At 65.4% G+C, this 14,370-nt stretch carries 9 protein-coding genes; 2 read left to right on the top strand and 7 right to left on the bottom strand.

From position 1 onward, the window contains the following. Positions 1–704: 704 nt before the first annotated feature. The 3 genes from N5C18_RS12320 to N5C18_RS12310 all read right to left on the bottom strand — a co-directional run bounded on the left by N5C18_RS12320 (position 705) and on the right by N5C18_RS12310 (position 2,853). Positions 705–1,487 carry a helix-turn-helix domain-containing protein gene (locus N5C18_RS12320; protein ID WP_197564482.1) on the bottom strand — a complete coding sequence of 261 codons (783 nt, stop codon included), beginning with the start codon at positions 1,485–1,487 and terminating at the stop codon, positions 705–707. A 45-nt stretch (positions 1,488–1,532) separates the two neighbouring features. Beyond that, positions 1,533–2,658 (bottom strand): peptide chain release factor 2 gene (gene prfB, locus N5C18_RS12315; protein WP_099551678.1). Its coding sequence is split into 2 segments (ribosomal slippage): positions 1,533–2,582 and positions 2,584–2,658, totalling 1,125 coding nucleotides; the frame shifts between segments, so codons are not numbered across the junction. Next, a complete protein-coding gene (locus tag N5C18_RS12310; protein WP_053510374.1) occupies positions 2,581–2,853 on the bottom strand; it encodes a hypothetical protein in 273 nt (90 codons plus the stop codon). Before N5C18_RS12310 ends, prfB begins: the two co-directional genes overlap by 78 nt. Here N5C18_RS12310 and N5C18_RS12305 point away from each other — a divergent pair. Beyond that, on the top strand, positions 2,843–3,583 hold the full coding sequence (locus N5C18_RS12305; RefSeq protein ID WP_080374907.1) for a M48 family metallopeptidase: 741 nt from the start codon (positions 2,843–2,845) through the stop codon (positions 3,581–3,583). The two genes, N5C18_RS12310 and N5C18_RS12305, sit on opposite strands and share 11 nt — an antisense overlap. A 33-nt stretch (positions 3,584–3,616) precedes the next feature. On the opposite strand, the gene N5C18_RS12300 is transcribed toward N5C18_RS12305, so the two are convergent. Then, entirely contained in the window at positions 3,617–4,477 is an 861-nt protein-coding gene (locus N5C18_RS12300; RefSeq protein WP_180878102.1) for a LytTR family DNA-binding domain-containing protein, read from the bottom strand. A gap of 175 nt (positions 4,478–4,652) precedes the next feature. On the opposite strand from N5C18_RS12300, the gene N5C18_RS12295 reads away from it, so the two are divergent. Further along, complete coding sequence (locus tag N5C18_RS12295; protein ID WP_279944708.1) at positions 4,653–5,858, top strand: acyltransferase family protein; 1,206 nt, start codon at positions 4,653–4,655, stop codon at positions 5,856–5,858. Positions 5,859–5,898: 40 nt separating this feature from the next. Here N5C18_RS12295 and N5C18_RS12290 read toward each other — a convergent pair whose 3' ends face one another. The 3 genes from N5C18_RS12290 to N5C18_RS12280 form a co-directional block, all read right to left on the bottom strand. Continuing rightward, positions 5,899–8,817 (bottom strand): VIT domain-containing protein, encoded by a 2,919-nt coding sequence (locus N5C18_RS12290; RefSeq protein WP_279944707.1) that lies wholly within the window; start codon positions 8,815–8,817, stop codon positions 5,899–5,901. A gap of 491 nt (positions 8,818–9,308) precedes the next feature. Beyond that, a complete protein-coding gene (locus N5C18_RS12285; RefSeq protein ID WP_053510365.1) occupies positions 9,309–9,755 on the bottom strand; it encodes an SMI1/KNR4 family protein in 447 nt (148 codons plus the stop codon). A gap of 9 nt (positions 9,756–9,764) precedes the next feature. Beyond that, positions 9,765–14,351 carry an HNH/ENDO VII family nuclease gene (locus N5C18_RS12280; protein WP_279944706.1) on the bottom strand — a complete coding sequence of 1,529 codons (4,587 nt, stop codon included), beginning with the start codon at positions 14,349–14,351 and terminating at the stop codon, positions 9,765–9,767. Between the last annotated feature and the right edge of the window lie 19 nt (positions 14,352–14,370).

The raw sequence follows: 14,370 nt of genomic DNA, 5'->3' as shown, positions 1-14,370 counted from the left end.
GTCTCGACGACGGGCAGTGGCCCGTCTCCTGCACAGGAATGTGGACCTGTTCGATGGCAGCAACAAGGCGTCTGCTTATCCTGTGACCTGCACTTACCTGCCTGAATGGGGGGGCTCTTTGCAGGGCTGCGCCCTGCACCCGCCGAAGCAACAGCAACAGCCGAAGCAACAGCACAAGCTGGTTTCCTGCGGGATGGCGGGGTGGGTCCGGTTGCGGGAGACGCCGTAAACCCGTCCTTGGGGGCTTGGCCGCGGCATCCATGCCGCGGACACTCCCGCAACCGGACCCACCCCGCCTTCGACGGTTTCCTGCTGCTGTTGGTGGGTGCCGACCTTGGTCGGCACGGGGTCGGATCCCATCGTGAATATCGATATCTGACAGATGTGTCGACCAAGGTCGACACCCACCAAAAGCCGCGGGAAATTGTCAGAGGTGGGGCGGTGTCGGAGTGCGGGGTGTCAGCCGCATGGGCCCGAGGCATGCCTCGGGCGGGTTGGGCAGGACGCCCAACCCCGGTCTTGCCGTGTGCGCAGGAACGCGCACACGAGCAAGCGGCTGCCAAGCCTACACGGACGTACTTGCGGCGTCCCCGCACTCCGACACCGCCCCGCCACCCCACGGATAGCCTGCTGTTGCTGTTGCTGTTGCTGTTGCAGTTGCTTCGGCCTCTGCGGGTGCAGGGCGCAGCCCTGCCGCCCCCCCCCTACTTCCGCGGCAGGTAGGTCACCAGCGAGAGGTCGTGCCGGCTCTCCGGCACCAGCGCCACGTACTGCAGGTCCAGCAACCCGCGCGTGGGATGGTTCAGCTTCTTCGCACCCTCGTCGAACCGGCGCACGTCGTGCTCCGGCCACCACTGGCGAAACTCTTCACTGTGCGCCGCGATATCCTCGACCAGCGCCAGGAACGGCGCCTTGTCCGGCGCCTGCGCCATCGCCGCACGGAAGCCTGCCAGCAGGCCGCGGGTCATTTCTTCCCAGTTGAGGATCAGCGTGCGGTACGGCGGGTACAGGAACATCAGCCGCAGCGTGTTGCGCTCATGCGGCGCCAGCTGGCTGTAGTCGACAAAAAGCTCGGCGATGGCCGGATTCCAGGCCAGGATGTCGAAACGGGTGTTGCGCACGTAGGCCGGGATCGGCTGCATCGCCTCCACCAGCTGGCGCAGGCCGTCGGTCACGCTCTCGTCGGGCGACTCCAGTGGCACGCCGTAACCGGACAGCGCAAAGGCATAGGCGCGCTCGTCGTCGCTCATGCGCAGCACCTGCGCCAGGCGCTCCAGCACCTCGGGCGAGGCGCGCACTTCGCGGCCCTGCTCGATCCAGGTGTACCAGCTGACGCTGACCCCGATCGCCAGCGCCACTTCCTCGCGCTTCAGGCCCGGGGTACGCCGGCGCCCGGCCGGCAGGCCGAGCGTGGTGGGGTCGACACGGGCGCGACAGGCCTTGAGGAAGCCGCCCAGTTCCTTGCGTTCACTTTCGCTGCGCATCATCGCCCTCCGTTGCGGAAGGCGATGATATCCGCGCAGGCGCGTGGATCAGGCATCGACGCGCTTGGAACCCACGGCCAGGCCGGCCTTCAGGCTGGCCTCGACGAATTCGTCCAGGTCACCGTCGAGCACCTTCTGCGTGTCCGAACGCTCGATGCCGGTACGCAGGTCCTTGATACGGCTCTGGTCAAGCACGTAGTTGCGGATCTGGCTGCCCCAGCCGATGTCGGACTTGGTGGCTTCCACCGCATCCTTCTCGGCGTTGCGCTTCTGGATTTCCAGCTCGTACAGCTTGGCGGCCAGCATCTTCATCGCGTTGTCGCGGTTCTGGTGCTGGCTGCGGCCGGTCTGGCAGGCCACGACGATGTTGGTCGGGATGTGGGTGATACGCACCGCCGACTCGGTCTTGTTGACGTGCTGGCCACCGGCACCGGACGAACGGTAGACATCGGTACGCAGGTCGGCCGGATTGATGGTGATGTCGATGTTGTCATCGATTTCCGGCGACACGAACACCGAGGTGAAGCTGGTGTGGCGGCGGTTGTCCGAATCGAACGGCGACTTGCGCACCAGGCGGTGCACGCCGGTCTCGGTCTTCAGCCAGCCATAGGCATAGTCGCCTTCCACGCGCAGCGTGGCCGACTTGATACCGGCAACGTCGCCGCCGGAGACTTCCATCAGCTCGGTCTTCCAGCCGCGCGATTCGCACCAGCGCAGGTACATGCGCAGCAGGATCTCGGCCCAGTCCTGGGCTTCGGTACCACCGGCACCAGCCTGGATGTCGACGAATGCCGCCGCATTGTCCATCTCGCCGGAGAACATGCGCTGGAATTCCAGCTTCTCGACGTGCGCCTGGTGTTTGTCCAGGTCGGCGACCACGGCCAGCGCGGTGTCCTCGTCCTGTTCGGACTCGGCCAGCTCCAGCAGTTCGGTCGCGTCGGTCAGGCCGTCCAGTACCGAGGCGATGCCGCCCACGGTCTTTTCCAGGCTGGAACGCTCGCGGCCCAGGTTCTGGGCGTACTCGGCGTTGTTCCAGACGTCGGGGCTTTCCAGCTCCCGCGTTACTTCTTCAAGACGCTCTTTCTTGGCGTCGTAGTCAAAGATACCCCCGAAGCGACAGCACGCGATCGGTCAGATCGGTGATGCGCTGGCGGACAGGATTCAGTTCGATCATGTCGGCGGTCATGCATTCAAAAGATGACTGCGAATGATACCGCAGCCACCCGGCCCGCGGCGAGGCGGCCCGAACCCGGCGGTCCCGCGCCTGGACACGGGCCTGCACGATGCCGGTAGACTTCCCGACCGCCGCGGGAACAGGGGGACGCGCGGTCCATTCCCATCCAAGGAGCATCAATTCAATGACGATCATGCGTTCCACCCTCTGCCTGGCCGCCTGCCTGCTGGCCGCCAATGCCTCGGCCATCGACCTGAAGGGCCTGACCAGCACCGGCATGAAGGCCGGCAAGGCGCTGACCCTGTCCGACGCCGAGGTCTCGGCCGCCGCCGACCAGGCCTGCACCTACATGGACAAGGACAACCAGGTGGTTGCCGGCAATGATCCCTATGCCCAGCGCCTGGCCAAGATCACCCAGGGCCTGGCCAACGAGGACGGCCTGAACCTGAACTTCAAGGTCTACCGCACCGCCGACGTCAACGCCTGGGCGATGGCCAACGGCTGCGTGCGCGTCTACACCGGCCTGATGGACATGGCCAGCGACGACGAAGTGCGTGGCGTGATCGGCCACGAAATCGGCCACGTGAAGCTGGGGCACAGCAAGACCAAGATGCGCACGGCCCTGCTCGCCTCGGCTGGCCGCGAGGGCCTGGCCGCCTCGGGCAATGGCAACCTGACCCAGCTCAGCCAGGGCCAGCTGGGCGAACTGGCCGAAGGCTTCGTCAACGCGCAGTTCTCGCAGAAGGAAGAGAGCGCGGCGGACGAGTACGGCTACCAGTTCATGAAACGCCACAGCTACGACCCGGCGGCCCTGGCCAGCATGTTCCGCAAGCTGTCCAGCGAAGGCGGCCTGATGTCCTCGCACCCGGGCTCGGAAGCCCGCGCTGCGCGCATCGACGCGATGATCAAGAAGGACAAGAAGTAAGTTGACCGCGGGCGGGCCGCACGGCCCGCCCGCTCACCCACCCGCCAGGGCGAGCCGGAGTTGGGGCAGCTGTCGTCTACTGCACGGCACCTTGACGCCATCGGCCATGTGGAGCAGCGCCTCGCCGCCCTCCAGTGGCTCGATCGAGCGCAACTGGCCGCGATTGATCATCCAGCTGCGATGCGGGCGTAGAAACACGCCCGGGTCCAGCCGCTGCTCCAGCACGGCCATGGTGATCCGCAGCGGGTAATCATGGCCACGCACGTGGAGGTTCACGTAGTTGCCTGCCGCCTGGGCATATTCCACGTCTTCGGTGGCCACCAGGAACTCCTTGCCCAGCTTGCGTACCAGGAAGTGCTGCGGACGCTCGACCGGCTCCACCGGGACGCCAACGTCAGGCTCGGCCAGCAGGCTCGCCTCGCCCTGGCGCCGCCGCCCAAGCCAGCTGGCCAGGTGCTCCAGCGCCACGAACAGCGCAAACGTACGCACATCCTTCAGGTATTCGTAGGCAAAGCGCTCCAGCCAGCCGGCATCGTCCTGGTAGCGATAGCCCACTGCCGCGTAGGCCAGGTGCCGGACCAGCATCATTCCCACCACGTGAATCAGCGACCAGCCCACGCTGGCCAGCAGGTACAGCGGCAACCGCCGGCGCCAGGTATCGGCATGCAGGGGCCAGCGCTCGCACCCCCACCACAGCAGCGGCAGGGTCGCCAGGATCAGGCTCAGGCTGCTGAACTCCCAGATCAGTGGCTCCCACAGGCCCAGATCCGCGCCCCGGCGCCCTGCGTCCATCACCTCCACCAGCGCATTGCTCACCGCTGATACTGACAGGATCGCGGTCCATACCAGAATGCGGGTTGACGTACGCCAGCGCGGCGGGCGCCCCTGTGCCATTGCTGCATCCATCTCGTTGCGGTGCTCCAGCGTGCCTCAAGGGGCCGAGGGTAGCGGCTCCACTGGTCCCCCGCCGCCCGCCATTGGTCACCTGGTCGGTACCGGCGGGCCCAGCGCCATGGTCACGGCGCGTGGCGGCGCTCACCGTGGCCTGACCTCCCTGCCCGGCCTGCCCATGAACCGACGCCACGACATCGACGCCCTGCGGGTGTTCGCCTTCGCCCTGTTGATCCTCTACCACACCGGCATGGCCTACGTGGACGACTGGGGCTTCCACCTCAAGAGCGTACATACCGCCGAATGGCTGCAGTGGCCGATGGTGTTCGTCAACCGCTGGCGGATGTCGCTGCTGTTCCTGATCTCGGGCATCGCCATCGCGTTGATGCGGCCGGAAGGCAGGGTGCTGCGCTTTGCAGGCCTGCGCACGTGGCGGCTGCTGCTGCCGCTGCTGTTCGGCATGTTCATCATCGTGCCGATCCAACCCTACTGCGAAGGTGTGGCCAACGGCCATGTCGCACCGGGCTTCGGCGCCTTCCTGCTGCGCTACTGGCAGGTGCGGCCGTGGCCGGAAGGCAGTTTTGCCGGCTGGCAGTACGGCATCACCTGGAACCACCTGTGGTACCTGGCCTACCTGTGGAACTACACGCTGGCGCTGGCCCTGCTGATGCCGGTGCTGGGCAGGCCTGGGGTGCGCAGGACCGTGGCCCGTGTTGCCGCATCGCCCACGCTGCTGATCGGCATTCCGTTCGTGCTGCTGCTGGCCTGGGTGGTCTGGCTGGAGCCGATCTACCCGTCCACCAATGCCCTGCTCGGCGACTGGTACCAGCACGCGAAGTACGCGACGGTGTTCCTCGCCGGCTACCTGTTTGGCCGCGAGCCCGTGTTCTGGGATCGAGTGGTCGCCCTGCGCCGCACCATGCTGTGGCTGGCGCTTGCCGCAGTCGGCTGGTACATGGGCCTGCGCATCCTCGGCCAGGTGCTGCCGGCCGACTCGCCGCTGCGTCAGTGGCCCGCTCCTTTCTGGGACCTGCAGGTCCGGACCAGCCAGTCGCTGTACGTCTGGACCGCGCTGCTGGCCATCCTCGGCTGGGGCAAGGTCTTCCTCGACCGCCCGTTCCGCTGGCTGCCGTACTGCACCGAGGCGATCTATCCCTGGTACATGCTGCACCAGAGCCTGATCATCGCGCTGTTGTTCTGGCTCAAGCCGCTGCAGCTTGGCGCGTGGACCGAGCCGGCGCTGCTGCTCGGCGGCACCGTGGGCGGCTGCCTGCTGATCCACGAGCTGCTGATCCGTCGCGTGCGCTGGCTGCGGCCGCTGTTCGGCCTGCGTGCCGAGCCACGATCATTGCGGACCGTACACGCCGCGACGGCGGCCTCATAGAGCCGAGCCCCTGCTCGGCTCCGCATCGACCCTGGGTGACTCATTCCACCGTGAACTCACCCACCAGCACGGTCTCGGCGCGGTCCTTCAGCCGCATCGTGACCATCTGGTCCTTCTGCTTCGGCGTGCCCCAGTGCGTGGTCAGGCGCAGCATCAGGGTGGTCGCACCGGTCACCAGCTGCTGGCGGCTGCCGAAGTAGTTCGCCTCCACCTTGTACCTGCCGGGCTTGGCGTTGCGCAGCGAGAACTGCTCCGGGCCGTAGCCACCGGTGAAGTCCTGCGACATCTGCCCGCCCTGGTAGGTCAGGCGGTTGCCATAGTACGCGCGCTCGCCGTTCGGGTCGGTCACCCACAGGTCCATGTCGCTGTTGTCGGCATCCCAGGCCAGCACCACGCGCAGGTCCAGCGGCATCGCCTGCAGCAGGCGCGGGTCGATGCCCGTGGTGTCCAGCACCGGGCGGCTGCGTGATACCAGGTTGGTCAATTCATCCAGCGCGATCAGCGCAATACCATCGAAGCGGTTGTCCCACGGCCGCACCACCACCTGATACAGCGGCGCCAGCGCCTGCTGCGGCTTGCCGGCGGCGGCCAGCGCCAGGCCGAGGTCACGGAAACTCTGCGGTTCTTCCTGGCCCATCGCCAGCACCTGCTCAAACACCGGCACCGCCAGCGCGGGGGCATCGGCCTGCATCAGCCGGTAGCCGAGCACGCGCAGCAGGTGGCGGTTGTCCAGGTCCATCTCGGCCAGGTTCGACAGCACGCGCAGCGCCAGCTCGCGCTGGCCCTGCTCCAACAGCAGATCGGCCACATCGAGGAAGAACGCGCTGCTGTCGGCATGCGCCTCGCGCTCGTCCAGGTAGCGGTTGTACAGCTGCGAGGACGGCCCCTGGCGCAGGCGGCGGGCAATGGCTGAATCCGGCTGCCATGCGGCCAGGTGGATGCCGAGCTCGCCGTCGTTGGCGGGTCCGGCTTGATCGATGGCCGAACCGGTGACCACCACCGCGTCGAGCGCCTGGTTCGCCGCGGACACGGAGCGTCGCGCGCGTGCGCTGCTGGCCTCCATACGCTGCTCGGCTGCCGCCGCCATAGGCGCAGGCGGGGCCGCCGGAGCGGGGGCAGCCAGCATCGCCACTGGCGCCGATTCCATCGCAGCATCTGCGGACGCCACTTCCAGTGCCCTGCCCTTCAACTGCGGTGGCGCATCCTTCGGCCAGCTGCGGCTCCACCATTGCTGGCGCTCCTTCCAACGTTCAGCAACCTCGTCCAGACGACGGCGATCGGCAGCGGCGCGGTCGCTCACCTGGCGTGCGAAGCGGGCGTCGTACTCGGCGCGCAGCGTGCCCGCCGGACGGATCGCGTAGCGCAGGTAATCCTCCAGCGTTTCCAGCACGATCAACGAGGTATCCGGCCCAACCAGGCCGAACTGCTGCGACAGGCGCTGCATTGCCTCGCGGTTGCCGCGACGGTCGGCCCCCAGTTGCTGCAGGCGCGCCTGCGCCCACAAGCCGGCGAGCAGTTCACCGTCGTCGCTCTTCTGCGTGGCCGGCAGCGCCAGCCACTCACCACCACCAACACGCACCCGCATCGGCACACCGTCCGCCGCCAACCGGGCATGCAGCCACAGCCAGCCATCAGCCTCGCTGCGACGGTCGATCACCACGTCCTGCACGCCGCGGCCCGCATCGATCTGTACGTCCAGCGGCGGGGACAGCAGCTCACGCGCAGCGGCGTCGACATCCTTGCCGAGCGCGACGAAGCGGCCGCCATGCGCTTCGCTCCAGCCACGCAAGCGCACTGCATCGGTACGCGCGCCGGCACTGCTGACCGCGAACAGGCGCTGCTCCGGCGCCATTGCCGGCAGCTGTTCCGGCCCATAGGTCAGCAGGCCATCGCTGACCAGCAGGTACTCCTTCACGCTCGGCTGCGGCTGCCACTGGGCCAGCGCGCTGGCACCGTCCGGGCGCACCGCCTGCAAAGCCGCACGCAGCTCGCTCCAGTTGCCTGCACGGATACGGAAACGGCGCACCGGCTCGGCGCGGTCACGCAGCACGGTCAGCGCGACCGTGCCGTTGCCCATCGCGGTGAAGTAGCGATCCAGCAACGCAAACTCACGCGCGCGGTCGCGCTGGCCAGAGGAACCCGAGCCGTCCCACAGCAGGCCGACCTCGCTCGGCAGCGCGCGGGGAGTGCCGCTGACCGGCACCGGCAGCTGCGCCAGCAGATAGTGTCCGTCCTGCCACGGTGCCACCTGCACCTGCGGCTTGCGTTCGGCGGGCAGGGTCCATTGCAGCTGTGCCGGCAGCTGCGCGCCGCGGCCCTGCCAGTGCAGCTGGCCCGCCGTGATCTGGAACGGTGCGGTACCTGCGGCCATCGCCCCTGGCGCCTGCACCTTCACCTCAACCGAGGCAGCACCGGCGGCGAACTGCAGCGGCAGCGTCCACCGCCAGTCCTGGCCCGAGAAGGCCAGCGGCTCGCGCAGCACCAGCTGCACGCGGCGACTGCCACCGGCCGGTAGCGGGTAGATGCGCAGGCGGAACTGGTTGCCTGCTGTCTGCTCCAGCAAGCCGGGGTCGACACCACGGCGGGCGATCTCCTCGAAGACCTGGCGGCCGCGTTCCTTGGGCACTGGCACCGCCTCGCGCAGCTCGCCACCGATGTCGAGGGCAAACCCGGTGATCTGCTGGCCCTCGGCCAACGGGAACTGCAACTCCCCTTCCAGCACGCGCCGGTTCGGATTGTGGAATTCCAGGGTGATGCGGGTCTGGGCGATGCCGGCCTGGATGTCGCCTTCGATGCGGGCCTGGCGCAGCGCGATGGGCTGCTCGGCGCCGGCAACCTGCAGCAGCGGCACCGACCAGACGGGCCGGACGGCCTTGGTGGACTGCGCCTGGGCAACCCCGGCGACAGCGCAGAGCAGTAGGGCCAGTACGGATGGAATCACGCGGCGGACGAGGGGCATCGGACTGCTCCAGCGGGAGGTTGGACGGTTCAACGCGTGGCTGGGGCAAATGGGGTTGGGTGGGGAGATGCCGTCGAAACAGGCACTCACCCAAGACTCTTTACAATCCAGTGGGAGGAGCGCTAAGCATGAGCGGAAACTCGCCTAACCCGAGACAATACCCAAACGCCTCAACTCTGCGATCCCACCTGCCCAGTCTTCACGTCGCTTCCTTGGTGCGGCCAATGGCACCACAAGCAACGCCTCCTCAGCAATCGACTCACCGAAGATGCCTAGTCTCGTGTGCGTCTCAGGGAACGCACTCGCGAACGAGCGCCCGAGACATCGGACGATGCTGCGCATACTGGCGCTTGATCATGATCACAGCACGTTTTTCTGCACTGAGGTGGTGATAGGTTCTTGTCGTTGACATGGCAACATCAGGAACTGGGGGTATTGCGCTTGGAAGTTGAGCCTAATCCGTGCTGGAAGTTCGTGCTAATCAGGTCACATCAAGCCTGCCGGACAATCTCCTCTAGAAAACCCACAAAACTGTCGGCAAACGGCTCATACGATCCGTCAGACCAATCCCGCCTGACAATGGGATACTCTCCGCCAACCAGCCCCTTGCTGGTATCGAAATAGAATGATTCATCCGTATCCGGCAGATGAATTGAGATATACCCGACCGGCAGCTCGCCATCACGGGAATCCAACCTGAAATTGTAGATCAGATCACTATCGGAAATGTCACGCACATCCCGAGGCGCAAGGGTCAGAACAGGATAAGCGCCGACCCTCAGATTCCCATACTTGAGCAACCACTCCTTGTACGAATCAGGCAATGGAATCCCCAGCTCAGCTTCGGCCTCGCGGATAAGGCCAGGTTCAACCTGCCGCCCAGGAAATACCTTGACTCGCGGGTGCTGCGCCACCAGCGCCTCCAGATTATCAAACATGAACACACCTCATTGTCGGCAGCCAGCAAGTATTGATTGCGCTCTCGCCTTCCAATATGACTCCCTGAAGCTGTCGAATTGACTTGCCAGCAGGGACGCGCTTCCATCGTTATTTCTTCTAAAACTCGGATATCGAGGCAAGGTCTGCCTCTTGTTGTTTGGATTCCTCGGGAAAGGAATATGGAGAATCGATGTGTACTTCGAATGGATGGATGCCTTGACCTCGGCCAAGGAACCTCTCCGCCCATTCATCCCGGGCGCCTCGGTCATCGTCAGATGGTGCAACTGAACTGGCCGCCCATCTTTTCCGATCGGCGCCAAGCCCTCCGACATCCGGTCAAGATTCGTACCCCGCCTGAACTCACCCGTCTCTGCATCTTCCCACGACACCTTTCTATGAGGATTGAATGCATCATCATTCTGATAAACGGTTCTACCATCACTCGCCGTAGTCTTCCGGTACTTCAGACCCAACGGGTCGCAGTACGCAATTGCGTTTAGAGAATATTCGTATATGCACTCTCCTGCATCGAGACCGAGCGGATCCGGAGATATGAAGCTTCCGACCAACGGATCAAAGTATCGGTTTCTATTGTAATAGAGACCTGTCTCAATGTCCCGATACTGCCCTTGCAGACGTATAAAGAACTCCATCCCGCCCTGGGTGCTGTTCTCATCAGCCCCCCATGACCCGTATCTGACCGCCCACTCATGTACTCCTGACGCATCCAGCGCTCTAACTACCGCACCATTCGGATCCACCCAAAATAGGCCCGCCCGAGCAGTACTGCATGCGGACTGATCCGCCAGCGACGCGGAGTTGGCCGGTGCTTTTCTGGTCGGGAAGGTCAAACTGGGGCTTTTCCTGCTCTCTGCCGAACGAGTGAGCTGCGCGGATGCCGGAGCAGTAGTCGATTCAAGCTTGTCGGTACACGCAGATCCCCTGAGTCCCAAGGAAGATGCACCCAACTGGCCAAGTCCACCGCCAAACGAGCGAGACGTTGTCCTTTGCTCTACCTCACACCCGATTGCACCTGGCGGATCAACAGGGGCGACAAACGATGCGGCCTCGTGCACAGGATCGGGGGCTCCTGATACCTCCGAAATTGGAGCAGATATCCTCTCTAGATCGAGAGGTCTGACCCAGGCCAACGGCACAAACGTCCCGGGGTAGTACACATACTCCCGCACCCGCTCATGCAGCTTTTCCAACCGCCGCTGCCGCCGCCTCATCTCCACCAGGCTGGCCACATTACCGACCCACACTGGCGCCGCCTCTTCGGCGTCGTTGGCCTGCTGCACCTCACCCAGCAACGCATCGCCATCCCAGAAGAACCACGTTGTCTGCGTCGGGTTGCGCTTGAAAACCCGCCGTCCCAGCGGGTCATAGCCGTAGTACGTTGATTGCCCGTTGCGGCGGCTCTCCGCCAACCGATGGTTGGCATCCCAGATCAGCGTCAGGTCATCCGGCGCATCGCCCTGCGGTGCGCCCTTGCGCACCAGATCACCCGCCCGGTCGAACACGTAGTGCACGCCCTGATAGATGCCTTCGCGCGTCCAGGTGGCCAGGTCGTCATCGTCGCCGCCTACTACCTTGCGCGCCTGTACCTGCTTCACTTCAGTACGCAGCCGGTCGCCGGCCGGGTCGTTGAAGTAGCGCTCGACCCTTCCCTTCGGGTCGATGTGCTGCAGCAGGCGCCCGATAGCGTCGTAGCGGTACTCGTCCACGCCTTGCGTGCTGTCGCTGCGGCGGGTCAGGTTGCCACTGCGGTCATAGTCGTAGCGAGTCTCGAACAGCGGCGCAGCGTCCTTCAGTACCGACTGCGAGGTCAGCAGGTTACGGCTGTCGTAGGTGAACTCGCGCTGTAAGTGCGGGCTCAGCTGCTCGCGCGTGGTGCGGCCCAGCGCGTCGCGCTCCATCGAGATCGGCGATTCGTCGTTGATGGCCACCGATACGGTCTGGTCGCGCAGGTCGTAGCCGAACGCCACCCGATTGCCGGCAGCGGTCTGGCGCAGCACGCGGTTGCCCACTTCATCATAGGCGTAGCCCACCCAGAACCCGTCCTGCAGTTCCTCCAGCAATTGCCCCAGCGGGTCGTACCGGCGCTTCACCGTACGCGCCGCATTGCGCAGCTCGACAATCTGTCCCTGCACGTCGTAGACGAAGTGTTCCTGTACCTGCTGACCAGGATGGCGCACATCGGACAGCGTCTTGCGGGTGATGCGCCCAAGCTTGTCGGTGGTAAACGCGATGCGCTGGCCCAGTGGATCCAGGGTCGTCGTCAGCCGCCCGGCAGCATCGTAGCTGTAACGCCGTGATTGCCCCCAGTAGTCCACTTCCTCGACGATGCGGCCCAGCGCATCGCGCACCAACTGATAGGTTTCGCCGCGCTGGTTGATGACCGCGACCAGCTGCTCTTCGGTATCGTAGCGGTACTCCACACTGTGGCCATCGGCCTGAAGGCGCTTGCCGATCTGTCCGATGCCCACGTACTGCAGCCGCGTCTGCGCGCCGGCCTCATCGGTATAGCACAGCAGTTGGTCTTCAGCATCATATTCGCAGCGCACACCCGCGCCATCGGGGCCAGCGGTGGCCAGCAGCCGCCCCTTGGCGTCGTACTCGTAGCGACTGGCCTGCCCCAACGGATCCACCTGGCGCAGCAGGTTGCCGAGCGGATCATGCTCGAAGCGGCTCTCATGGCCGAGCGCATCAATGACGGCAGCCACCAGCCCATGACGGTCATAGCGCAGGTGTGTCACCGCCTGGCGGGCATTGGTCTGCGACTGCAACTGGCCCTGCGCATCGTAGTCGAATCGGGTTGTCGCTCCCAATGGATCGGTCTGGCTGACCAGCAGGCCTTGGCCATCGTATGCCTGCTGCCAGTCGACGCCATCCGGCGTGCGCAGCGACACCATATGGTCGTCCGGGTCATACTCCATCTGGATCGACGTGCCATCGGCGCGGGTCAGGCAGACCAGGTTGCCATGCGCATCATAGGCAAACGCCGTGCGCAGCCCTTCCGGGTCGGTCACCGCCACGGTCCGCCCGAAATCGTCGTACTCGAACAGCGTCACGCCATCGAGCGGATCGATCTCGCACAGCGGCAGCTGGTTCTCGTCGAACTTGACCACGCTCAGATGGCCGAGCGAGTCGGTCACCCGGGTCTCGCGCAGTAGCGCGTCGTACTCGAAGTGGTAGTCGTACAGGCCACCGTCGCCCCACGAATGCACCACCCTGCCCTGCACGTCGAACTCGTAATGGAATGACAGGCCAACGCGGTCGGTGTGCCGCACCAAGCGGTGCTGCTCGTAAGCGAAGGTGCGCGGCGCTCCAAGCGCGTCCACCGCCGCCAGCAGATCGCCGTCGGCGCTGTAGCGATAGCTCACCAGCGGATGCACCAGGCCGGTGGCCGGGTCATGCAGCGCCATGCGATCGATGTGACCGTGGCGCGCCTCCACTTCGATGAAACGGCCCTGCAGGTCGCCGATACCGCTTTCGACGATGCGCACCAGGTGGCCATCGCGACGCTCGAACCGCCAGTGGTTGCCGTGCGCGTCCTCGATGCGCTCGATCGGCCAGGATTGTGGATTCGGCAGTGCGCTCACGCCTGCCGGCAGTTCGCCGCCAAACACGTACTTCAGGCCGCTCTTGAAGCGCACCAGCCACTGCCCACGCCGACGCAGCAGGCGCGCGCCATCAACGAAATCGAGGATGGCCCCGGCCTCGCCTTCAGCGGGCGGCAACTCGGGGAAGAACGCGGCCTGGTCCGGGCCGGACAACCACACGCTGCCGTCGTCCAGCAGTTCCAGGCGGATGTCGGCCGGCGTCTGCCAGCCCGCGCCGCACAGGCCGGGTTCGCCCGCGCGGCGCGAGCCGTAACTACGCTGCCAGGCAAAGGAAAGCCGCCCCGGAATGTCGAAGTCCTGGTGGCTGACCACCACGCTGCCATCGCGGATATCCACCGGCTCGGCACGCAGCACCTTGCATTTCAGGAAGCTGGAGGGCAGATGGCCCCACTTGCCGCGCCGCCAGTTGGCGAACGCATCCATCTTCTTGCGGAAGAAAGCACTCTTGCGCAGCTTGCCCAGCCCGGCGAATGCGGCGCGGAACGCCAGCGCGGTCCATGACACCGTCGGCGGACCGCCGACGGTGACGCTGGTGGGAATGGCCACGTTCAAGCCGGTCGGCAGCGACATCGCGCGCAGCGGCTTCTTCGGCTTCTTCATCCGGAACGGATTGATCATCCCGGCCAGGTTGCAGTCCAGCACCGGCATCGCCAGCCGCGAGAACGGTTCGCCGTCGGCAGACACGGTACGGCTGCCCATGAAGATTTCTTCGCCGTCGAACTGCGGCCCCATCGGCGCCGCCAGCGGCGGGCCCCACACCCCCAGCGGAATGTGGATGTCCAGGCCGCCGGTGCCGGCAGTGCCGCGATGCACGCCATTGACCTTGATGGTCGAGCCGATGAACGGGATGTAATCGAACGGATCCAGCACCAGGCCGATGTGCGGCGTCGGCAGCGGGCACGGTGGCACCGCGTACATGTGGATGTCGATGCCCAGCTGCGGATCGAAATGCTTGGCGGCGATGCTCACGGCAACACTCCTTGTTGCT

The sequence above is a fragment of the Stenotrophomonas sp. GD03930 genome (assembly GCF_029839665.1).
Taxonomy (GTDB): Bacteria; Pseudomonadota; Gammaproteobacteria; order Xanthomonadales; family Xanthomonadaceae; genus Stenotrophomonas; species Stenotrophomonas forensis.
The sequence above is the reverse complement of the archived record's forward strand: the minus strand, read 5'-3'. Positions and strand labels throughout refer to the sequence as shown.

What these genes read in the sequence shown, in the direction of transcription:
- N5C18_RS12295 (WP_279944708.1), top strand. Translation starts at nt 4,653, where the DNA reads ATGAACCGACGCCACGACATCGACGCCCTGCGGGTGTTCGCCTTCGCC.
- N5C18_RS12320 (WP_197564482.1), bottom strand. Translation starts at nt 1,487, where the DNA reads ATGATGCGCAGCGAAAGTGAACGCAAGGAACTGGGCGGCTTCCTCAAG.
- N5C18_RS12310 (WP_053510374.1), bottom strand. Translation starts at nt 2,853, where the DNA reads ATGATCGTCATTGAATTGATGCTCCTTGGATGGGAATGGACCGCGCGT.
- N5C18_RS12285 (WP_053510365.1), bottom strand. Translation starts at nt 9,755, where the DNA reads ATGTTTGATAATCTGGAGGCGCTGGTGGCGCAGCACCCGCGAGTCAAG.
- N5C18_RS12300 (WP_180878102.1), bottom strand. Translation starts at nt 4,477, where the DNA reads ATGGCACAGGGGCGCCCGCCGCGCTGGCGTACGTCAACCCGCATTCTG.
- N5C18_RS12305 (WP_080374907.1), top strand. Translation starts at nt 2,843, where the DNA reads ATGACGATCATGCGTTCCACCCTCTGCCTGGCCGCCTGCCTGCTGGCC.
- N5C18_RS12290 (WP_279944707.1), bottom strand. Translation starts at nt 8,817, where the DNA reads ATGCCCCTCGTCCGCCGCGTGATTCCATCCGTACTGGCCCTACTGCTC.